This is a genomic window from Hominisplanchenecus murintestinalis (genome assembly GCF_943193015.1).
Classification (GTDB): Bacteria; Bacillota; Clostridia; order Lachnospirales; family Lachnospiraceae; genus Hominisplanchenecus_A; species Hominisplanchenecus_A murintestinalis.
This window is the reverse complement of the sequence record NZ_CALPCM010000004.1, coordinates 78,778-99,644: the sequence shown is the minus strand read 5'-3', so window position 1 is coordinate 99,644 and position 20,867 is coordinate 78,778. Positions and strand designations below refer to the sequence as shown.

Below are 20,867 nucleotides of genomic sequence, written 5' to 3'. Positions count from 1 at the left end.
GCAAGTAACTTTTCTCTGCTCCGCTTTTAAACAAAAATATGACCGCTGACGCATCCCTATCTTTTACGGAAACGCGTCAGCGGCCGCTTCCAGCCAAACAGCTGCGTATTTATTTGTTAAATCATATGTCTGCCCTTTCTACCGCCAGCGCTTTCGTCGACAGCATAAATGGCTTATAGTAAGCATCCGCATTTCCCATAGGAAGTATTTCATCCGAAACACGGATTCCCAGAATTTTGCGCATATATTCCCTGCGCTTCATGAAAGCTTCATACTTTTCCGGATAACTGTGTTTTATTTTCTCCTGCAGTCCTGCATCTGCCAGAGCTATTCCGCCCTCACAGCTTACGCCCGCATATCCCTCCACTGAGGGAATAATATCAAATTGCAAAATCATTCCGCTTTTCAGCACTGCTTCTGACTCTTTATAGACAGGAGACGCCAGCCATTCTTCATCTGCACACAGGTGCCCCGGATTCAAACTCCAGCAAAATTTTCCTGCCGGCAAAACTTCCTCAATCATGCTGTACAACATGCCGCCGCTCATCCCTGTCCTGATATTTTCAAGCCAAGTAACTACAGCCTTAAAATACGGAATTGCCAGTTCCTCAAGATACCCCTTCTGTCTCTCCGGCAAATCCAGCCCACTTTCCGCTGCAAACCCAGCCCGGCTCTGCAAACCGCCTTTATATCCCACCGTTAAGGAGAGGGCATCTCCTTTTTTTACGATTTTTTCTGTAGGATAAATCACCGCATGCTCAAAACGTTTTCCTGCCGCCGCAATAGTAACGACACTCCCCCGCTGCCCATGCCCATTCAGCAGCGTTCCAAGTTCTGTCTCAGAAATTCCCTCTCTTACGCTTTTCATCGCTTTCAGAATACCAGACGAAGCCAGTGCGGCTCCATATTCATAATGTGCAATCTCGTTCGCATTGTTGGTTATTCTTGCCCCTGTTTCCGGAGATATAAAAATCTCCGTCGCATTTTCCAGGCGGCCCGCTGTTTGCCTCAGGCTTTCCACAATCCAACAGGGCACGTCAAACAAAGAAACATCCTCGAACAATTTCCATCCGGCTACCCCTACTCGTTTATCCTGAATCCCTATTTTTCCGAAAATATCCTCCAGTTTTTCTTTTCCTTTCAATGGCTGGTTTGGCAGGGAAAATTCCGGATACAGAATTGGCTCCACTGGCATACGGCTGATTTCCGCCTTATTTACATTTTCATTTCCGGCAATCAGGTACGTCTTGTCTTTTCCAATTATCAGCAGCGCTTCCTCAAAACGTGTTACAAAGCCTGTTAAATATTCAAAATTCGCCCCATGCTCAAGGTCGCAATAGACAACCAGGTAATCATATCCTGCCTCATCCATCTGGGAGATAACCTTTTCTTTGCGTTCCCGCATCGTATCTTCACTTAATACCACCTGCTTCGGACAATCGCACTCTGGCTCTTCCACTTCTTTCCATATTATCTTCATGCATTTCCCCCCATAATTATCGGTTATTCAAGATGTGGTATTTAAATGCTGTACGCACACAATCCTTTGCCTTCTCCCCGAACAGAGCCCTTCCATGACTGCTCAATATAATATCCGGCTTCAAATCCATTATGTACAGCCGCCGGAAGCTCTCTGTTAATTTACTGGAATTGTAGCTCAAATCTCCCTTCCATCCTGTTCTAGCCATATCGCCTCTCTCTCCCTCCGGGAAAAAGAAATCGCCTGAAAAAATCACAGTTTCTCCTTCGATTTTACCCACATACAAAACTGTCCCGTCTGTATGCCCCGGCATTTTATACGCCTCTATCACACAGTCACCGATACTATAGCGCTCATCTCTTCCAATTAGGTAATCCGGACGGCAGCAGGGCATTACATGATTCGTGCAGGGACTGTCCATCCCCAGGTTTCCCGCTTCCAGCATCGGGGCGTCTTCCTTCCCAATATAAATTTTTGCGCCCAGGCTCTGAAAATAGGCTGCGTTTCCACAATGGTCATCATGTCCATGTGTCAAAAATACATGGGTAATCTTTCTCTCATCAATTCCCCAATAATCCATAGTCATCCGAATTACATCAATGGCGTCCGGCATTCCTGAATCAATCAGCACATAACCTTGCGCATACTCAACAGCAAACACACTTCCCAATGTTCCATACTCCGCACCCGCAAGCTGAACAATTTTATTTCTGATTCTCAAATCATCAGCCCTCCTTTCCTTTTATTGCCGAAATATAATTCTCCAGTTCTATCCTGACTGTGGAAACCTTCGGCCCATATACTACCTGGACATTATTTTCTTTTTTTACAACCCCCAGGGAGCCCGTCTGCTTCAGTAATGACTCATCAATTTTGTTTCCATTCGCCAGCCTCAGGCGCAAACGGGATGCACAAGCATCAATATCAAGAATATTTTCAAGTCCGCCTAACCCTTTAAGAAGTTTCTGATATTTATTCTGACTGCTCTCCAGATATTCTTTTTTACTATGCAGCCGGACCTCTTCCACACTATCCTCCCTGCCCGGAGTTTTCAGGTTGAATTTGACAATCAAAAATCGGAATACTATATAATAAACCACAAACATAACAATACCAAGAATTAAAATGTAAATCCATTTCGTTCTCTCGTTGCCCAGCATGACTCCATAAATCATAAAATCAAGAGCTCCCGCCGAAAAATTGTTGCACACGCCTGCCCCAATAATATGGCCTATCATAAAGCATGCGCCAGCCAGCACAGAGTGCACGCCAAAATACAAAAACGGCGCAACAAACAAGAAAGAAAACTCTATCGGTTCTGTAATACCTGTCAGGAAGGAAGCCAGAGCCGCAGATAAAAGCAGACCCTTCGCCTTTTTCTTATTTTCCTTATGGGCTGTATGGTACATGGCCAGCGCTGCGCCCGGCAGACCAAACATCATCATCGCAAACTCGCCGGAATAGAATCTGCCTACCTCCGCCGTAATCGGCAAACCAAGGCGTATTTGTTCAATCATGATATTCTGGCTTCCGTAAAATACCGCCCCGTTAATAACCTCTGTTCCCCCGATAGCCGTCTGCCAGAAAGGCAGATAAAATACATGATGCAGTCCCGTAGGAATCAGCAACCGGTAAATGAATCCATACAGGAATGTGCCCACATATCCCATCTTACTGACCGCAACACCCAGCATTGCAATCAATGCTGCCGCATACGGCCAGATTAAAGTCATGGAAATGCCCAATACGATACCTGCCACTGTGGAGATAATCGGGACAAAATTCAGTCCTCCGAAAAACGCCAGCAACTCCGGGAGCTTAATGCTATGGAATTTATTTGTAAGTTTCGCTACAATAACACCCAGGATAACACCTCCCAGAACACTCGTATTCATACAGTTCGTGAATCCCAGGAAATCACTCAGCAGACCTGGAGTCTTACTCAGCTCTTCCACATCCATAAAATGATTTACAATACTTGAATTTGCCATATTCATTACAAAATACCCGAACACAGCAGAGATTGCCGCTACTTCTTTATACTGCCTGGCCAGTCCCAGCGCCACTGCAACGCACAGCAGCAACGGCAAAATGCCGAATACCATATCGCCACAGTCACCAAGCACGCATAAAAGTTTGTAAATAAAGGTATCCTCAGGAATATACCCCGATGATGTTAGCGTACTTCCGATTCCCAGCAGGAGCCCCGCAACAGGAAGCACCGCGATTGGCAGCAAAAACGATCTGCCCATTTTCTGTAAAACGCCAAATAGTTTGTCTTTCATAAAAATCACACTCTCCTTTTTAATTTTTCACACACCTCTCACCCGGGTTCTGATGCGATTGTTGGTGTCTACATTATGCCATATTTTAAGTACTTTTGCAATAGTCTGCGCTATTTTTTTGAAAAATAATTTATTATTGCATTTTTCTGCATTTTATTTTATCATTTATATAGAACATAAAACCTTTTATCAACTACGGAGGACTACACTATGGATAATAAAACCATCAGACTTATTCTTCCCCAATGGCAGGGAGGAAACCGATACGTTTACGCTTTCGGTGCAAAATTATTAGAATGGCTGGCGCCAGCCGCAAACTGCGAAACCTTTGAAATACCCTTAATCCCAAAAACACCCGAGGTTATCAAAGACGGAATTGCTTTTAAAGAAGAGCTTCTTCGGCACTCTGGAGAAATTTACCGCTTTCTGCAAAGCAAGTCGCCGGATAAAATCATCGTGTTCGGCGGGGACTGCAGCATCAGCCTGGCTCCCTTCACTTACCTTCTGGAAAAATACGAAGGCGATGCTGCAGTCCTCTGGCTGGACAGGCATGGAGATATTTCCGTCCCCGGAGAAACAACAGATTATCATGCTATGGTACTGGCTTCTTTTCTGGGTGAAGGGGATACAGATTTTTCGGATTTTGTAAAAGTAAAACTCGATACAGAACATCTGCTCCATATCGGCGTAAATGACCCGGCAAAAGAATTCGGCCGCAAAATCGGAAATAACTATGACTTCAAAAATATTCTTCCTGAAGAATTTGCAGAAAACAGCAGCTCTGTCATCGCCGCAATAAAAGACATGCATATAAGAAAACTGATTATCCATTTTGATTTGGATGTATTGGATTTATCTTCCTTCCGCTCACAATCCTCTGCAAATCCGTCGGTGTATTTCGAACGGCTGAAACTCATCAGGCCGGGCGCTTCTTTCCAATCTCTTAGCCGTCTGCTGAACGACCTGGATAAACAGTTTGATATCGTAGGGCTGAGCCTTGCGGAATACCTGCCCTGGGACGCTATGAACCTGGCGAACCTTCTGGCTGGTCTCCCTCTTTTAAAAGATAAGATTTAATCAGCAGGGCGCTGGGATTATCCTGCCACGATAATCTCAACGCCCGCCTTCTGCATCGCTTCCAAAAGCCTTCCTTCCGGAAATTTGTCTGTAACAAGAATATCCACATCCTGCAGCGTACAGATCCGGATTAAACCTGTCGTATCAAACTTACTGCTGTCCGCCATTGCAATTTTCTTCTGGGCGCTGGCCAGCATCTTTGCCTTCACTGCCCCTTCACTTTCCGAACAGGTATAAATCCCGCCGCTGTCCATAGCATATACACCCAGCAGCAGATAATCCACATTATACTGATTCAGCTTCTGCACAGTATCTGAACCGGTAACATACAGGTGGTTGTGATCCAGCCGCCCTGGCAGTACCGCAATCGTACAATCATTTAGCTGCGTCAATTCTGTAGCCGCTGTCAACGAGTTCGTCACTGCAAAAATGTGTTTCTTATCCAAAAAAGAAATCACCTCTTCCACAGTCGTCGAAGCGTCAAAAATCACAGACGCGTCTTTCTTTATCAGCTTTGCCGCACATCTGCCCATTGCCTTTTTACATTCCAGCTTCTGATTCTTCCTCTCATCATAAAACACAATAGACGCCCTGTTGTCATTTAACACAGCTCCCCCATGAGTTCTTTTAATGACTCCTTCATTTTCCAGGCGGATAAGGTCTCTACGCACCGTATCCCTGGATACCCCTAAAGTTTCTGCCAGCTCTTCAATCCTGGCGCTGTCATTTATCCGAATAATTTCTACTATTTTATTTAATCTCTCTTCAATCAACATACCGACACCTTCTTTTTATTCATTATGCTAATTAAAACACACGCCACTTTTGTTTTCAACACACTTTTAAACTTTTTGTTTCCGGCACTAGTGTATTTTCGAGGTTTATGATAAAATACTGATGATTTACGTTCTTACGGTCTTTGCAGCAAGTGCAAAGACTTACCTGAACTGTTGCAAAATACTACACAAAGGACGGAACAGCCATGATTTTAGCATGTCAAAATATAAACAAAGCCTTCGGGACAAACGAAATCCTGAAAAACGCATCCTTTCATGTGGAGGAGCGTGAAAAAACTGCTATCGTAGGCATTAACGGCGCAGGAAAATCTACGCTTTTAAAAATTATTATGCGCGAGCTGCCCGCCGATTCCGGCGAGATTATCCTCGCCAAAGGAACAACTATCGGTTATCTGGCGCAGCATGAAGCAGTCTCTTCCGGCAACACGATTTACGAAGAACTGCTTGAGGTGAAACGTGACCTCATTACTATGGAAGAAACCATCCGCAGCATGGAGCTTGAGATGAAAACCCTTCAAGGCGATGCCCTCACGCAGCTTCTGGAATCCTACAACCGGTTAAGCACGGAATTTGAGCGCAGAGACGGATATGCTTACCAAAGCGAACTGGCAGGCGTACTCAAAGGGCTTGGCTTCAAAGAAGAGGAGTTTTCAAAAAAAGTAGAGACTCTCTCTGGCGGCCAGAAAACCCGGGCAGCGCTGGGAAAACTGCTGCTCTCGAAACCTGACATTATCCTTCTGGACGAGCCTACCAACCATCTGGACATGAACTCCATCGCCTGGCTGGAAACATATCTCCTAAGTTATCCCGGCGCTGTGATTATTGTAGCGCATGACCGCTACTTCCTGAACCGTGTTGTTACGAAGGTCGTAGAGATTGATAATGGATATGTCACTACCTTCTCAGGCAACTACTCTGCTTATGCTGAAAAGAAAAAACAGCTCCGGGATAATGCGCTGAAAGCCTGGATGAACCAGCAGCAGGAAATCAAACATCAACAGGAAGTCATCACAAAGCTCAAATCCTTCAACCGGGAAAAGTCCATTAAACGGGCAGAAAGCCGGGAAAAAATGCTGGAAAAGATTGAAGTCCTGGAAAAGCCCGTTGAAATCAACGATGAAATCCGTATCAAACTGGAGCCGCGCACCGTCAGCGGAAACGACGTACTCACGGTAGAAGGACTTTCCAAAAGTTTTGGCGAAAACCATCTGTTTACCAGCCTGAATTTTGAAATCAAGCGCGGCGAGCGGGTGGCGGTTATCGGAAATAACGGGACAGGCAAAACCACTCTGCTGAAAATCATCAACCAGGTCCTCCCCGCTGACACTGGACGTTTCACCTTGGGAAGCAAAGTAAAAATCGGATACTACGACCAGGAACACCATGTGCTCCATATGGAAAAAACTATGTTTGAAGAGCTGTCCGACGCTTATCCTACTCTGACCAACACACAGATTCGGAATGTGCTGGCTGCTTTCCTTTTCACAGGCGACGATGTATTCAAACGGATTTCTGATTTGAGCGGCGGCGAGCGTGGGCGCGTCTCTCTGGCAAAGCTGATGCTCTCCGAAGCAAACTTTATCATTTTGGACGAGCCAACGAACCACCTGGACATCACTTCCAAGGAGATTCTGGAAAATGCCCTGAACAATTATACCGGAACCGTGCTTTACGTGTCCCACGACCGCTACTTCATCAACCAGACTGCAACCCGCATCCTGGAACTGACCGGAAACACTCTGGTAAACTATATCGGAAACTACGACTATTATCTGGAAAAGAAAGAAGAACTGACACAGATTTATGCTCCCCAGGCAGCAGAAGCGGCAGGCACGGAAAAAGCCAGCGTTGCAAAACTCTCCTGGCAGCAAAAAAAAGAAGAACAGGCGCTCCTGCGCAAAAAGCAGAATGAGCTCAAAAAGACCGAAGCACGCATCCATGAGCTGGAAACCCGCGATTCCGAAATTGATGCGCTGATGGAGGATGAAGAAGTCTTTACCGACGTCGCAAAATGCATAGAACTCAGCACTGAAAAGGCAGTAATTGCCGAAGAACTAGAAGTGCTCTATGAAATGTGGGAGACACTGGCAGAGTAACGAGCCGGCGGCAAAGTCGCATTTATATCATGCAAAAGTGCAATCGCTTGAAATTCTCACGGAAGATTTGGAAATCAAACATGCAATACTCCGTCTGCCAAAGAACGCCTCCAGGTTTTATCCCTGAAAGCGTTCTTTTTTAAGACTTTTTACACATCTTCCGCTTACTGCGAACAATTCGATTTCTCCACACACACCGCACAGTCTTTTCCAAAAAATGAAATCCCGTAGCGGATTACCTGCTGGTAACCGTCATTCTCCAACTCCCTTGCATACTGCCTCTCCTCAATCTGACGCAAGGCTTCCCCGGCGCGTCTCTCCATATCCTGAAATCTCTCTGCTATTTTAAACTCCAGGACACAAGCTGGTTTTCTTCTCGTCACCGGGCGGATAAATAAATCACTCCTGCCTGTTCCCCCTTCCCGGTTAGACTTCACCACATAGCCTTTCATTCCAGAAAGGATTCCTGCCAGAAAACCATGATAAAAACTCTCATACGCATCATAGAAACTGATCGTTTCCATCAGCAGCCCGGAAATCTCTTCCTCCACAGTTTCTGCATCCGCACCTTCCAAAGCCTTAAAAAGCCGTGAACGGTCTTTCGCTTTAATTTTCTCATCAAACCATCCCATGACTTTCATGCGGAAAATGGATTTCACTTCACGATTCGGAATAGACATCTCCACAAATAGACTATCCTGACTGTCCAGCCACTCCCTGGATTTCCGAAAATATCCAGTGAAAAACATGAAATTCCAAAGATACTCCGTTGATTTATAAATTTCTTCATAAGTAATATCTTCATGAACCGGCTTCACTATGGATTCACCATCAATCAAGGCTTCAATTTCTTTTTTTGCAGTCTCATCTGCCGTCTCAATCAATGTCCTTACAATCCTGTTTGAGCTGGTATTTGCCCAATACGAAGAAGGAACGGCGTTCTTATCCTCAGACATCTCCCGGATACATTGTATCACGCTCCAGGGATTATAGACATTGGTATTTCCAAACACATACCCATCATACCATTCTTTTATTGTGCCGTATTTTCCCTCCAGCCGATAATCCTGGCAAATCCGTACAATCTCTTCCTCTGTGAATCCAAAATACTCGCCGTAGCTCCTGCTGAGGACAGAAATAATATCCAGATTATTCATGCCTGTAAAAATACTCTCCCGAGAAATTCTCAAACACCCGGTAATCACTGCAAATTCCAGACTGCCGCTTGTCTTTAAAGCTGATTCAAAAAGAGACCGGATAAAGGTAAGCATTTCTTCATAGAATCCTTCAAAAAAGGCATTCTCCAGAGGTACGTCATATTCGTCAAGCAATATCACTGTTTTTCTACAGCATACCCGGAACAGGCAGTCCGACAGAAAACGCAGAGCATCCAGATACTCTTCATAAGAAGCGCTTTCATCCCGAAGCCGCAGAAAACGTTCTTTCTCCCGTTCCGTCAGCCCATCTCTGCCCAGCACAAAATCATGGCGCCGGAATTCCCTGGCCAGTTCTCTCCTCAGCATATGGAATGCCAGCCTCCACTCTGGTTGTTTCGCCGATTTCAGCGTTAAGTGAATGACCGGATATTTTCCCATATGTGAAAGATACTTTTCGCCTGCCTGCATAATCTTCAGATTCTGAAACAGTTCTTCCTGTTCCCGCCTTGCTTCACTCTGGCTCCCTGCATCTTCAAAAAAATACTGAAGCATACTCAGATTTAATGTCTTTCCAAAACGCCTGGGACGGGTAAACAGACTGACATCACCTTTTTTGTCCAGCAAATCTTTAATCAACAAAGATTTGTCCACAAAATAATAACCGTTTGTCATCAGTTTTTCAAAATTATCCACTCCCACTGGCAACGGCCTGTAATCCATTCTGTTCCCCCCTCCCCATGTTTCACTTCCGTTTCCTACAAGCTCTTCTCCAGCTCTTCCCGCACTGTCTGGATAAATTCTTCACTGTTCAGCACCGTCGGATTCTCAATTGAAGTAATCAGCGCCAAATCTTTTGTCATCTTTCCAGACTCAATAGTCTTTACGGTAGCAGCTTCCAGCTTGTCCGCAAACACTGCCAGCTCCGGAATCCCATCCAGCTCGCCCCTCTTACGAAGTGCGCCTGTCCAGGCAAAAATCGTTGCCACGGAGTTCGTCGACGTCTCCTCCCCTTTCAGATGCTTATAATAATGGCGCTGTACCGTGCCGTGAGCCGCTTCATACTCAAAATTCCCATCCGGGGAAACCAGCACGGAGGTCATCATTGCCAGAGAACCGAATGCAGACGATACCATATCGCTCATCACATCGCCGTCATAGTTCTTACATGCCCAGATAAATCCGCCTTCTGCTTTCATCACACGGGCTACTGCATCATCAATCAGCGTATAGAAATATGTGATTCCCGCCTGTTCAAATTTTTCCTTATACTCTTTATCAAAAATCTCCTGAAAAATATCTTTAAAGGTGTGATCATACTTTTTAGAAATCGTGTCTTTCGTCGCAAACCACAAATCCTGCTTCGTATCCAACGCATAGTTAAAACAGCTTTTTGCAAAGCTTGTGATGGAAGCCTCTGTGTTGTGCATTCCCTGGAGCACGCCGGCTCCTTTAAACTCATGAATCAACTCTCTTGTCTCTGTACCGTCCTCGGCAGTAAATACCAGCTCTGCTTTCCCTGGACCGCCTGCTTTCAGCTCTACAGACTTATACACGTCCCCATACGCATGCCTTGCCAGCGTAATCGGTTTCTTCCAGTTTTTCACACACGGCTCAATCCCTTTGACAACAATCGGGGTACGGAACACCGTACCGTCCAGGATTGCACGGATGGTTCCATTAGGGCTCTTCCACATTTCCTTCAAATCATACTCTGTCATACGGGCAGCATTCGGTGTAATCGTCGCACATTTCACTGCAACGCCGTATTTCTTTGTAGCATACGCACTGTCAAATGTCACCTGGTCATCCGTCGCATTCCGATGCTCCAGCCCCAAATCATAATACTCTGTTTTCAAGTCAATAAAGGGGAGCAGAAGCTCATCCTTTATCATCTGCCAGAGAATCCTTGTCATCTCGTCGCCGTCCATCTCCACTAATGGTGTTGTCATTCTTATTTTTTCCATTGTATCCTCCTCGTATTCTGACTTCCTTTTGCTCTCGTACTATAGTAAATCAATTTTGTATTTTTCGCAACACTAAATCCTAAGAAGTTTTCCCGCATGAATCTGCCCCCAGCCCTGCTGATATCTGGGAAGCCCCAAATCAACCGCCGTCTCCCTCAGGCGCATTTTCACCTGTACATTCGTAAGCTGAGGCTCTCTGGACAGCAGCAATGCAATACAGCCTGACACAATAGGCGTAGCCATCGATGTACCGCTCTTTACCGCATAATATCCCGGATTCCCACGCATCACGGCATTGCACGAAGTAATCATGGAGCCCGGCGCGGTAATATCCGGCTTACAAATACACTCCCCGGTCGGCCCCCGTCCGGAATAGCAAGGCTTTATCCCGCTCCCCCTCACATGGGCACAGTCATCTGACGCGCCTACGGTAATCACTTTCCGGCTGTTTCCCGGCACAGTGATGCTCATAGGCTCCGGCCCCATATTCCCTGCCGCCACTACCACTACCAGTCCTGCGTCCCAGGCGCGCTCTACCATATTAATCAGCTGCATATCCATGGACGCACTCTCCCGCACTGTTCCTACCGAAATATTGAGGATACGGATGCCATACGCGTGCCTGTTCTGTATGACCCAGTCAATGCCCCGCAGCACCTCTTCTTTATTGCCATTTCCCCTTCTGTCCAGCACTTTAACCCCTACAAAATGGCACTCAGGGGCGATTCCCCGGTATTTTCCTAACGAAGCAGCGCCGTTCCCGCCTAAAATCCCGCACACATGTGTGCCGTGAGAACAGTCATCATAGCATTCTCTCCGTCCCGCCAAAAAGTCCCGGAAGCCCACAATCCGGCGGTTAAAGTCCGGATGAAAACTGATGCCTGTATCCAGCACAGCCACTCCGATTCCCCGTCCGCGGATTCCCCTCCGGTACGCCATATCCGCACCTACTGCGGTACGCACTCGATTCATATACTCATTTCCGGTTTTTTTAATAGTATATGCTGAAATGCCAAAGCCGTTCCGGCATATGATGTACTGTATATTGCAGACGAGGAGATTTTATGGACGAGAATGAATTAAGAGAACTAATTTTATCAAATGAATATCTGGATATTATCCAGACCTTCCGCTCAAGCCCGGAACAATGGACTGTCCAATTTCAGCAGTTCGGGGCGCAGGCTTTCGGCGGCGGATTCGGCATGGTACATGTGCGCAGAAATCTTTTTCCCCAGAACCCTATGGAAGTTACCGGATACTATTCTATCCCCAAGCTTTTCACAACGCTAGACACCACCAGCCTGGAGGTATCCGGCATTCTTCAGATGCAGACGCAGCCCCTCCTGAACTATAAAGGCAGGGACGTTATCATCGGCATTATTGATACGGGAATAGATTACACTCTGCCCGCTTTCCGCCATTCCGACGGGCGCACCCGTATCGTACGTATCTGGGATCAGACTATTCAGACCGGTACTGCACCAAAAAATATATTTTATGGTTCTGAATATACGGAACTGCAGCTCAACGAAGCGCTCTCCTTAAACGACCCTTTCTCCGTAGTTCCCAGCCGCGACGAGAATGGTCATGGTACGGTAAGCGCAGGCATTGCTGCCGGAAGCCCGGATGCCACCCGTGATTTTACAGGCGCCGCCCCTGAAGCTGATATAGCTGTCGTAAAATTAAAACCTGCCAAGCAGAACCTGCGGGATTTTTACTTAATAAAAGAAGAAGCCCCTGCTTTTCAGGAGACAGATATCATGATGGCCATACGCTACCTGCTCGCTGTGGGCAATGAATTAAAAAAGCCTGTCGTCATCTGTCTGGGGCTGGGTTCTACCCAGGGAAGCCACACCGGAAGCTCCCCGCTGGCTCAGGTTCTGACATACTACTCCGGCTTTACCGGATGTTATATCGTCGCCGCTGGCGGGAATGAGGCCGGAACCGGACACCATTACTATGGAAAATTCGAACCCTCCCAACCCTCCCAAACGCCGCAGAATGTAGAAATCCTGGTAGACGCTTCCGACAAGGGATTTTCTATAGAACTTTGGGGAAATCCCCCGGATCTCTATTCTGTCGGAATCATATCTCCCCTCGGTGAAACCATCGCGCGGATTCCTGCCCGGCTAAGCCAGAGCACCACGATCCGCTTTACTCTCGAGAAAACTGTTATTGAATTGTATTACGAGATTGTAGAGGCGGCTACAGGAAATGAATTAATCCTTCTCCGTTTCAAGGATCCCACACCCGGAATCTGGACTGTCCAGACATACAGTGACGTGGCTATCAACGGAGCCTTCCATATGTGGCTCCCCGTCAAGGGTTTGATTTCTGATAACACTACATTTCTGTCTCCCAATCCGGACACAACGCTGACTACTCCTTCTGACAATATAGACGTTATTACCGTAAGCACCTACAACGCTTATAACGGCAGCCTATATATTAATTCCAGCCGTGGATATACGCGGGACGGAAAAATAAAGCCTAATATTGCTGCCCCGGGAGTTAATGTATTTTCTCCTGAAATCGGCGGCAGCTATGGCGCCTATACGGGTTCCAGCGCTGCTGCCGCCATTACGGCAGGCGCCGTGGCCTTGCTTGTAAACTGGGGCGCTGAGCATCAGCCCGACCGTATTTTCACAAACCAGGAGATACAAAGCCTCTTGATACGGGGCGCTGACCGTAATCCTCAATACCTCTTTCCAAACCGTGAATGGGGTTATGGCACACTGAATGTTTATCAAATTTTTTTGAATCTCATGAATCGGTAACCCAAACAAGCCCCTTCACATAATATAAAGTGTACTCAACAAACATGGAGGAACAAAACATGAGTGATTTAGCAGCAACAAACTGTGGATGTGGATGTGAAGGAGCACAGAGCGGATGCAACAGCGGATGTAGCAATGGCTGTGGTAATGGATGTGGTTTCGGCCTTGGAAACAACAACTCCATCATCTGGCTGATTATCCTGCTCTCCTGCTGCGGATGCGGCAATGGCTGCGGAAACAGCGGATGCGGATTCGGCGGCGACAACTGCTGCATCATCATCGTACTCCTGCTGCTTTGCGGCGGATGCGGCAACGGCTTCTGCGGATGCTAATTTTGAAAAGAAAGCCCCGAAAGGGGCTTTCCTTATGTGCGGGAGACTCCGCTCTAATCTGTATCTTCTTTCTGTTCTCCATAGACGTATTCTTCTTCCGGCTTCTTTTCCTGCCGTTTCCTCTCTATACACTCCTCATCTACCTCATAAAAAGCATTCCCTTCTTTAATCAATTTAAGTTTCATCAACATTCTCCTTTCATGGTATTTCCTTTATTAATATATGTATATCACCGAAAAGATGGTATGATTTCACCAGCGTATACATATAGATTAAGGAAAAACCAATGACGGCCAAAGGAGTGTTTCCATGCTTGAAGATACATTAAAGGTACTTCCGGCCATAGACCAGATAGCAAACGGAAACCATTTGCTGATGATGAAAGCGGTAATCCCCTATCTGCCCCAGCCTGCGCAGCAGATTATGGCTCTCTACGCCAAAGCGTCAGAGCTTACGAACATCCTTGGGTTTTACCAATCCTCACCTGATATGAGCGTCTGTTCCACAGATACCGGACATGTCCCGCTTTCCGACATGCTTCAGGACATTCGCTGTTTCTGCAGCCAGGAAGCGCTAAATACCCTCGACCAGCTTTCCGGCCTGATGCAGATGATGGAACTGTTTGGCGTCATGCAGAATGCCAATGAAAATCCCGACATGCTGAAAAACCTCCTGACGCCGGAACAGCAGGTTATGTTTGAGACGTGCCAGTCCATGTTCGAAAACGATATCCCCAATGCCTGAAAGGAGACTTTTATGAGTGATACCAGTTGGATGAACAATCCGAACCTGAAAAATATCGACCCCGCAAAGCTGCAGATGCTCATGTCCATGTCTGAGCAGACAGCAGATAAAAAACAGAACGAACTGCTTCCATTCCTGATGGCAGCCGCTTCACAGTCACGCTCAAACGGAATGACTTTCTCTCCGGATGAGACAGATACTATTATAGAAGTACTGAAAATGGGAAAATCCCCTGAAGAAATTGCAAAAATGGAAAAAATCCGCACGATGATGAAACTTTTAAAATAGCGGCTCCTTCTCAGAGCCGCCCCACACGGAAGGAAATGAGACCGGATATGCCCGTCTCATTTCCTTTCTGCATTTTCGTCTTATATCCCGCTATTTCATCCGATAACTGCGCACTAAAAGTCTAACAGCCTTTGCTCACAAACTATCTCCCCCAAGTCTGCCTTGACGGACGCCGCCCGGAATCTCCCCCATCCATTCCAAGGTTAATCCCTGAATTTCTCTCTTTCGGCTGAATCAGGACAGACGCCCTCTGATTCCCCGTCCACTGGAACATATAACTCTCACCGGACGCTCCCCTGGAACCGAGAAGATTTTTCCAGGACATAGCCAGTTCAAAACTCGGATCTGCCCCTGTCCAGCATACCACCGCATCCGGGTCTGCTTCCAGAGTCGTACCGCTCTGCTCGTTGCTGAGAATAATGGGATTTCCCTCGGAAAGCACTACGGCGTACGCATTCGGCCCTCTCCCTGTAAGGGTAGATGTGGCCCATCCTTTCTGAGAAATAACGCCCTGCGCAAGAAAACGAATGCCGTACTTACAATCCTCCGTAAACGCCAGCAGGTTCTCAGATTCCACGGAAAGCGTCTCCCCCTGGCGCAGAGGAACCACTATCACATGCTGTTCCTCATTCGCATAATAGGTAATACTCTGCCCGCTCATCGTAACCTTTGTAAGCGGAAGGTTTTCTCCGGTAAACCGCCGTCCAATCTGTCCCATCAGCGCCTGCATTGGGTTTCCCTCCGGTCCAAGCAGGCATTTTTCAAACTTAAAGTTTTTGTTCCCCGGACACTCACCTCCGATAAAAGCGCCTGTTTTTGTAAACAGGACATCCTGCCCATATCCGTCCGACTCCACCTTTAATGTCAGTTCATTCACTACCTCTAATCTTAACATTTGTACCTCCGCCTTTTACTCTACCTGAACTCCGTATAACCCACACAAACCTTCCAAATCCCTGTCTACACCGTTTCCCACCGCATTAAATCTCCACTCGCCGTTTTTCTCGTAAAGTTCTCCTACAACCATAGATATCACGTTGCTGTAATACTCATCCAGCCGGAAACGCAGGATTCCTTTTCCCATGCTCCCGTCTCTCACCTGAATATACGCATCAGATACCATCCCGAAATTCAGCCTCTGCCGCAATGCCTCATGAATTGTAAGGATAAAAACAATTCTTTTCACACTGGGGTGCAATTTTTTCAAATCTATGCTGAGAGTCTCCTCTCCCGTGCCTCCGCGTTCTCCGTGATGTACGACGCTTCCGTCCGGGCTTGAAGTCTGTCCGTAAAATACAAACCACTCATCCCCCACCACTTTTCCATTACTCCCCAAAAGAAATGCCGAAGCATCCATATCACATGCCGGATTTTGAACTCTCCAGCCCAGGCTCACCTCTACTGCCGTAAGATTCGGATTTTCCCGCATCAGTGACAGTTTCTGTCCCTTTTTCAGTATCTCGCCCGGGCTCACGGAATCTCCCGCGGATACCTCGCGCCTCGATACAGTCTGCCACGGCTGGGACTGCGATACACGTCCGGGGACTGTCTGCCCTGGCTGGGGTCGGACTGTCCGATTGGACTGAGCGGCCTGCCTGAACTGCCCCGGCGAAGCCTGCGGCAATGGCTGCATAATACTTCCCATCAGTTGGCAAAGCGGCTGTGGCTGACGAATTCTTCTTTCCACATCTGCCGCCATATTCCCCAGACTTTCCGGAGATTTTATCTTCATTGGAATATCAATCACTTAGTCACCTCTTATGCCTGCTCTCTGTTACTGCAATATAGCCGGGACATTTCCACTCACGGCTGTCCCGGCAAAACTCAACCATCCTTCTTAACATTCTCTCACATCTGTCTTGAAATATTTTTCATTTTTCTGCAGACTTAAATCCCATCATATCTTCACCAGCTCGTACTGATCCGTTCCCAGACCAATCTTAACTGCGTGGGCAATGCAGGATTTCCACTCCGTATCCGGATGCGTCATATGGAAATGATCATGCCCCTCATCAACGCCATGTTTTTCTAAATTCTCTCCCAGGATACTCTCTTTTACCGGAGTCATCTGATTGCACAGATCCGCACATGCCTGATCCAGCGCCACCGGGTCAAAAGACGCCAGCATACCCACATTCGGAATAATCGGAATATCGTTCTCTGCATGGCAGTCACAATTCGGAGACACATCGCATATCAGAGATACATGGAAACATGGGCGGTTCCGGCACACAGCCAGGCTATACTCTGCCATCTTGTAATTCAGCACAGCGATAGAATCACTAAAATCTGCCGCAATGGCATCTTTCGGGCAGACTGCCAGACAGCGTCCGCATCCCACGCATTTCTCATGGTCAATCTCTGCCTTCCTATCAGATATCTGCGGTGCATCGTGGGCGCAGATTCTGCTGCACGCCCCACATCCCACACATAAATCCCGGTCTACGCTGGGCTTTCCGTCACAGTGCTGCTCCATCTTTCCTGCCCGCGAGCCGCATCCCATACCAATATTCTTCAACGCACCGCCAAACCCAGCCATCTCATGTCCCTTAAAATGAGTTAGGGAAATGAAAACATCCGCATCCATAATGGCATGTCCAATCTTCGCTTCTTTAACGTATTCCCCATCAATCGGCACAAGAGTTTCATCCGTTCCCTTCAGACCATCCCCAATCAGCACATGGCATCCTGTCTGCAGCGGTGAAAATCCATTCACATAAGCCGTATCCAGATGATCCAGCGCATTCTTACGGCTGCCTACATATAGTGTGTTACAGTCTGTAAGATATGGTTTTCCCCCAAGCTCCTTCACATAATCCGCCACAACCTTTGCATAATTCGGGCGCAGGAACGCCAGATTTCCATACTCTCCAAAATGAATCTTAATTGCAGCATATTTATCCGTAAAATCAATATTCTCAAATCCTGCCGTTTTCATCAAACGGTGAAGCTTCTGCAGCAAATTCTCATGCGCCGTAGCTTTAAATGTCGTAAAATAAACCTTTGCTTGTTCCATGCTTATCCTCCTTGAGATTGTTTTTCATTAATTATACTAAAAAAAGCAGGTATTTTCCAGTGTTTAAACCATTATAATTCATATAATCCAAGCCAAATACTATAAAATTCTCTGCTTCTATTCTTCTTGTCAATGGCATTGCAATCACCATATCTAAAACACCTCACAAAATCACCTGGACTTTGAATATCTTCCATGTTATCATAATCAATAAACTATCACAAAATGACAGCAAAACCAGGAGGATTCCAAATGTATCAGGCATCTGAAACACGCTATGAAAACATGATATACTGCCAGTCAGGCGAAAGCGGCCTGCGCCTGCCTCACATGTCTTTAGGACTCTGGCATAATTTTGGCGACAACTCATCTTATGAAAACATGAAGCAGCTTTGTTTTACTGCTTTTGACCACGGCATCATCCACTTTGATTTAGCAAACAATTACGGCCCGGAACCAGGCAGCGCTGAAAAGAACCTGGGGCTTATCCTGAAAGAAAACTTCCAGGCTTACCGGGATGAACTCGTCATCAGCACGAAGGCCGGATATGAAATGTGGGCAGGTCCTTATGGAAACTGGGGCAGCCGCAAATCTCTCCTAGCCAGCCTGGATCAGAGCCTGAAGCGTATGGGGCTGGAATATGTAGATATTTTTTACCACCACCGAATGGACTTTTCAACTCCGCTTGAGGAAACTATGGGGGCGCTCGCCCAGGCGGTACAAAGCGGAAAAGCACTTTATGTGGGTCTGTCCAATTATGATGGCAAACGCTTAAAGAAAGCCTCCGCGATTCTGCAAGAACTGCGCTGCCCTTTCGTCATCTGCCAAAACCGCTATTCTATTTTCGACCGCACCATTGAAAACAACGGCTTAAAGCAAGCCGCCGATGAGCTTGGAAAGGGCATCATCGCTTTCAGCCCTCTCGCTCAGGGAATGCTGACAGACCGCTATCTGGACGGCATCCCGGAAGACAGCCGCGCCAAAGCTGACGCACGCTATTTAAAAGAATCTGCCCTTACCCCGGAGCGCCTTGCCCTTATCCGGGAACTGAATGCGCTGGCCGCCGAACGCGGACAGACCCTGTCGCAGATGGCGCTGTCCTGGGTTCTTAACAGCAGCGAAATTACCAGCGTCCTGATTGGCGCTTCCAAACCTTCACAAATTCTTGAGAATCTGAAAGCTGTCGAAGACATCTACTATTTTACTGATGAAGAACTCCGCATCATTGACGATATTGCTTCCAGGCAGGTATACAACACACGGTAATCAGAATATAACAAATGCTCCCATACCAGATACTGGATATGGGAGCCGTTTTTTATTCTTACATATTCCTAGAAACCTGCCAGCCAGTCATAAAGCTCCTGATATTTCATCGCAGATGCTTTCCAGGAGAAATCTGCCGCCATAGCTCTGTCAATAATCTTATTCCACTCGCGCTTTTTCTCAATATAAACAGAATGGGCATATCTGATGGTATTGAACATTTCGTGGGCATTATAGTTCGCAAAGCTGAATCCCGTTCCGGTTCCCTCGAACTCATTGTACGGCCATACCGTATCTTTCAGACCGCCTGTCTCCCGGACAATCGGCACGGTTCCGTAACGGAGACTCATGAGCTGGCTCAGCCCGCACGGTTCAAACAAAGATGGCATCAGGAACGCGTCGCAGCCCGCATAGATTTTGTGGGAAAGCGCCTCGGAATAGTAAATATTCGCCGATACCTTTCCTGGATATTTCCATGCAAAGTAACGGAACGCATTCTCATACTTCTCTTCACCCGTTCCCAGAACTGCAATCTGCAGATCCTGCTGGCAGATTTCGTCCATCATGTAATTAATCAGGTCGAAGCCTTTCTGGTCTGTCAAACGTGATACAATACCTATCAGAAACTTCTTGTCATTTACTTCCAGTCCTAGCTCTTCCTGGAGCGCACGTTTATTTTTCGCTTTTTCTTTACGGAAATTCTTCGCATTGTAATTCTTTGCAATATACTTATCCGTCTCAGGATTGTACTCATCGTAATCAATACCATTCAAAATTCCACGGAGACTGTTGGCGCGGGCATTTAAAAGCCCATCCAGATTTTCACCGTAGAACGCCGTCTTAATTTCTTCTGCATACGTATTGCTCACCGTAGTAATCGCGTCTGCGTATACCAGTCCGCCTTTCAGATAATTCGCATCCCCATATGCCTCCAGCTTATCCGGCGTGAAGAAATAGCTCGGCAGACCTGTAATATCTTTGACTGTTTTCATATCCCATACGCCCTGGAACTTCAGGTTATGTATAGTCATAACCGTCTTGATTCCGCGGAAAAACTCGCCCTGCTGGAATGTATCTTTCAGATACACCGGAATCAGGCCGGTCTGCCAATCATGGCAATGGATGATATCCGGCCGGAAATCCAGCACCGGAAGGGCGGAAAGCGCCGCTCTTGAGAAAAATGCAAATTTCTCAATATCCTCATAGATATTTCCGTAAGGCTTTGGCCCCGCAAAGTAATACTCATTGTCAATAAAATAATAGGTAATTCCGTCATACTGCATCTCCAGGATTCCCACATACTGGCTGCGCCAATTCATTTCCATATAAAAGTGAGCCCGGTACTGCATCTGGTTCTTAAATTCCTCTTTCATGCACATGTATTTTGGAACAATTACACGTACGTCGAAATATTCCTTATCGAAACATTTCGGAAGCGAACCTACAACATCCGCAAGTCCTCCTGTCTTGATAAACGGAACGCATTCAGAAGCAACAAATAGTATCTTCTTCATAGAAAAACCCTCCTAATTAGCATTAAAAGCCATTTTTTCTATTATACCGCATTTTGCCTCCAATGAAAAGCAAT

At 46.7% G+C, this 20,867-nt stretch carries 19 protein-coding genes; 7 read left to right on the top strand and 12 right to left on the bottom strand.

The window, feature by feature from the left end:
• Positions 1 to 121 precede the first annotated feature (121 nt).
• The 3 genes from NFR99_RS03035 to NFR99_RS03025 are packed head-to-tail and all read right to left on the bottom strand — an operon-like array spanning position 122 to position 3,765.
• The gene (locus NFR99_RS03035; RefSeq protein ID WP_251352675.1) at positions 122 to 1,480 is read right to left on the bottom strand and encodes a M24 family metallopeptidase; all 1,359 of its coding nucleotides are present in this window, start codon (positions 1,478 to 1,480) and stop codon (positions 122 to 124) included.
• 16 nt (positions 1,481 to 1,496) lie between these two features.
• Positions 1,497 to 2,201, bottom strand: a complete 705-nt coding sequence (locus NFR99_RS03030) for an MBL fold metallo-hydrolase (RefSeq protein ID WP_251352673.1) — start codon at positions 2,199 to 2,201, stop codon at positions 1,497 to 1,499.
• Positions 2,202 to 2,205: 4 nt separating this feature from the next.
• Positions 2,206 to 3,765 carry a PTS transporter subunit EIIC gene (locus tag NFR99_RS03025; protein ID WP_251352671.1) on the bottom strand — a complete coding sequence of 520 codons (1,560 nt, stop codon included), beginning with the start codon at positions 3,763 to 3,765 and terminating at the stop codon, positions 2,206 to 2,208.
• A 210-nt stretch (positions 3,766 to 3,975) separates the two neighbouring features.
• On the opposite strand from NFR99_RS03025, the gene NFR99_RS03020 reads away from it, so the two are divergent.
• Positions 3,976 to 4,842, top strand: a complete 867-nt coding sequence (locus NFR99_RS03020; protein WP_251352669.1) for an arginase family protein — start codon at positions 3,976 to 3,978, stop codon at positions 4,840 to 4,842.
• 17 nt (positions 4,843 to 4,859) lie between these two features.
• Here NFR99_RS03020 and NFR99_RS03015 read toward each other — a convergent pair whose 3' ends face one another.
• Positions 4,860 to 5,618, bottom strand: coding sequence for a DeoR/GlpR family DNA-binding transcription regulator (locus tag NFR99_RS03015; RefSeq protein ID WP_251352667.1), 759 nt, complete (start codon positions 5,616 to 5,618; stop codon positions 4,860 to 4,862).
• A 206-nt stretch (positions 5,619 to 5,824) separates the two neighbouring features.
• Here NFR99_RS03015 and abc-f point away from each other — a divergent pair, with 206 nt between their 5' ends.
• Positions 5,825 to 7,735, top strand: coding sequence for a ribosomal protection-like ABC-F family protein (gene abc-f / locus NFR99_RS03010; protein ID WP_135974574.1), 1,911 nt, complete (start codon positions 5,825 to 5,827; stop codon positions 7,733 to 7,735).
• A 164-nt stretch (positions 7,736 to 7,899) separates the two neighbouring features.
• On the opposite strand, the gene NFR99_RS03005 is transcribed toward abc-f, so the two are convergent.
• From NFR99_RS03005 to NFR99_RS02995, 3 genes are all read right to left on the bottom strand, one after another.
• On the bottom strand, positions 7,900 to 9,612 hold the full coding sequence (locus tag NFR99_RS03005; RefSeq protein ID WP_120485712.1) for an AAA family ATPase: 1,713 nt from the start codon (positions 9,610 to 9,612) through the stop codon (positions 7,900 to 7,902).
• Between the two features lie 35 nt (positions 9,613 to 9,647).
• Positions 9,648 to 10,856, bottom strand: a complete 1,209-nt coding sequence (locus NFR99_RS03000; RefSeq protein ID WP_120485713.1) for an NADP-dependent isocitrate dehydrogenase — start codon at positions 10,854 to 10,856, stop codon at positions 9,648 to 9,650.
• 72 nt (positions 10,857 to 10,928) lie between these two features.
• Positions 10,929 to 11,828: a S8 family peptidase gene (locus tag NFR99_RS02995; RefSeq protein ID WP_135974576.1), complete on the bottom strand. Its 900-nt coding sequence runs from the start codon at positions 11,826 to 11,828 to the stop codon at positions 10,929 to 10,931.
• A 92-nt stretch (positions 11,829 to 11,920) separates the two neighbouring features.
• Between NFR99_RS02995 and NFR99_RS02990 the strand changes: the two genes are divergently transcribed.
• Together NFR99_RS02990 and NFR99_RS02985 are read left to right on the top strand one after the other, a co-directional pair.
• Positions 11,921 to 13,633 (top strand): S8 family peptidase, encoded by a 1,713-nt coding sequence (locus NFR99_RS02990; RefSeq protein ID WP_251352665.1) that lies wholly within the window; start codon positions 11,921 to 11,923, stop codon positions 13,631 to 13,633.
• Positions 13,634 to 13,692: 59 nt separating this feature from the next.
• A complete protein-coding gene (locus tag NFR99_RS02985) occupies positions 13,693 to 13,965 on the top strand; it encodes a hypothetical protein (protein WP_120485716.1) in 273 nt (90 codons plus the stop codon).
• Between the two features lie 53 nt (positions 13,966 to 14,018).
• Here NFR99_RS02985 and NFR99_RS15305 read toward each other — a convergent pair whose 3' ends face one another.
• The gene (locus NFR99_RS15305) at positions 14,019 to 14,150 is read right to left on the bottom strand and encodes a hypothetical protein (protein WP_256374371.1); all 132 of its coding nucleotides are present in this window, start codon (positions 14,148 to 14,150) and stop codon (positions 14,019 to 14,021) included.
• A 124-nt stretch (positions 14,151 to 14,274) separates the two neighbouring features.
• On the opposite strand from NFR99_RS15305, the gene NFR99_RS02980 reads away from it, so the two are divergent.
• Both NFR99_RS02980 and NFR99_RS02975 read left to right on the top strand, forming a co-directional pair.
• Positions 14,275 to 14,709: a hypothetical protein gene (locus NFR99_RS02980; protein WP_120485717.1), complete on the top strand. Its 435-nt coding sequence runs from the start codon at positions 14,275 to 14,277 to the stop codon at positions 14,707 to 14,709.
• A 12-nt stretch (positions 14,710 to 14,721) separates the two neighbouring features.
• Positions 14,722 to 14,997: a hypothetical protein gene (locus NFR99_RS02975; RefSeq protein ID WP_120485718.1), complete on the top strand. Its 276-nt coding sequence runs from the start codon at positions 14,722 to 14,724 to the stop codon at positions 14,995 to 14,997.
• A 142-nt stretch (positions 14,998 to 15,139) separates the two neighbouring features.
• On the opposite strand, the gene NFR99_RS02970 is transcribed toward NFR99_RS02975, so the two are convergent.
• From NFR99_RS02970 to NFR99_RS02960, 3 genes are all read right to left on the bottom strand, one after another.
• A complete protein-coding gene (locus NFR99_RS02970; RefSeq protein WP_251352663.1) occupies positions 15,140 to 15,892 on the bottom strand; it encodes an AIM24 family protein in 753 nt (250 codons plus the stop codon).
• A 15-nt stretch (positions 15,893 to 15,907) separates the two neighbouring features.
• Positions 15,908 to 16,744 carry a TerD family protein gene (locus NFR99_RS02965; RefSeq protein WP_251352661.1) on the bottom strand — a complete coding sequence of 279 codons (837 nt, stop codon included), beginning with the start codon at positions 16,742 to 16,744 and terminating at the stop codon, positions 15,908 to 15,910.
• 150 nt (positions 16,745 to 16,894) lie between these two features.
• Positions 16,895 to 18,013, bottom strand: coding sequence for a DUF362 domain-containing protein (locus tag NFR99_RS02960; RefSeq protein ID WP_135974583.1), 1,119 nt, complete (start codon positions 18,011 to 18,013; stop codon positions 16,895 to 16,897).
• Positions 18,014 to 18,265: 252 nt separating this feature from the next.
• Here NFR99_RS02960 and NFR99_RS02955 point away from each other — a divergent pair, with 252 nt between their 5' ends.
• A complete protein-coding gene (locus tag NFR99_RS02955; RefSeq protein ID WP_120486151.1) occupies positions 18,266 to 19,279 on the top strand; it encodes an aldo/keto reductase in 1,014 nt (337 codons plus the stop codon).
• Between the two features lie 68 nt (positions 19,280 to 19,347).
• On the opposite strand, the gene glgA is transcribed toward NFR99_RS02955, so the two are convergent.
• The gene (gene glgA, locus NFR99_RS02950; protein ID WP_120486150.1) at positions 19,348 to 20,793 is read right to left on the bottom strand and encodes a glycogen synthase GlgA; all 1,446 of its coding nucleotides are present in this window, start codon (positions 20,791 to 20,793) and stop codon (positions 19,348 to 19,350) included.
• Positions 20,794 to 20,867: the final 74 nt, after the last annotated feature.

What these genes read in the sequence shown, in the direction of transcription:
- NFR99_RS02955 (WP_120486151.1), top strand. Translation starts at nt 18,266, where the DNA reads ATGTATCAGGCATCTGAAACACGCTATGAAAACATGATATACTGCCAG.
- glgA (WP_120486150.1), bottom strand. Translation starts at nt 20,793, where the DNA reads ATGAAGAAGATACTATTTGTTGCTTCTGAATGCGTTCCGTTTATCAAG.
- abc-f (WP_135974574.1), top strand. Translation starts at nt 5,825, where the DNA reads ATGATTTTAGCATGTCAAAATATAAACAAAGCCTTCGGGACAAACGAA.
- NFR99_RS15305 (WP_256374371.1), bottom strand. Translation starts at nt 14,150, where the DNA reads ATGAAACTTAAATTGATTAAAGAAGGGAATGCTTTTTATGAGGTAGAT.
- NFR99_RS02995 (WP_135974576.1), bottom strand. Translation starts at nt 11,828, where the DNA reads ATGAATCGAGTGCGTACCGCAGTAGGTGCGGATATGGCGTACCGGAGG.
- NFR99_RS03005 (WP_120485712.1), bottom strand. Translation starts at nt 9,612, where the DNA reads ATGGATTACAGGCCGTTGCCAGTGGGAGTGGATAATTTTGAAAAACTG.
- NFR99_RS03000 (WP_120485713.1), bottom strand. Translation starts at nt 10,856, where the DNA reads ATGGAAAAAATAAGAATGACAACACCATTAGTGGAGATGGACGGCGAC.
- NFR99_RS02980 (WP_120485717.1), top strand. Translation starts at nt 14,275, where the DNA reads ATGCTTGAAGATACATTAAAGGTACTTCCGGCCATAGACCAGATAGCA.
- NFR99_RS02960 (WP_135974583.1), bottom strand. Translation starts at nt 18,013, where the DNA reads ATGGAACAAGCAAAGGTTTATTTTACGACATTTAAAGCTACGGCGCAT.
- NFR99_RS03025 (WP_251352671.1), bottom strand. Translation starts at nt 3,765, where the DNA reads ATGAAAGACAAACTATTTGGCGTTTTACAGAAAATGGGCAGATCGTTT.
- NFR99_RS02990 (WP_251352665.1), top strand. Translation starts at nt 11,921, where the DNA reads ATGGACGAGAATGAATTAAGAGAACTAATTTTATCAAATGAATATCTG.
- NFR99_RS03035 (WP_251352675.1), bottom strand. Translation starts at nt 1,480, where the DNA reads ATGAAGATAATATGGAAAGAAGTGGAAGAGCCAGAGTGCGATTGTCCG.
- NFR99_RS03020 (WP_251352669.1), top strand. Translation starts at nt 3,976, where the DNA reads ATGGATAATAAAACCATCAGACTTATTCTTCCCCAATGGCAGGGAGGA.
- NFR99_RS02975 (WP_120485718.1), top strand. Translation starts at nt 14,722, where the DNA reads ATGAGTGATACCAGTTGGATGAACAATCCGAACCTGAAAAATATCGAC.
- NFR99_RS02970 (WP_251352663.1), bottom strand. Translation starts at nt 15,892, where the DNA reads ATGTTAAGATTAGAGGTAGTGAATGAACTGACATTAAAGGTGGAGTCG.
- NFR99_RS03015 (WP_251352667.1), bottom strand. Translation starts at nt 5,618, where the DNA reads ATGTTGATTGAAGAGAGATTAAATAAAATAGTAGAAATTATTCGGATA.
- NFR99_RS02985 (WP_120485716.1), top strand. Translation starts at nt 13,693, where the DNA reads ATGAGTGATTTAGCAGCAACAAACTGTGGATGTGGATGTGAAGGAGCA.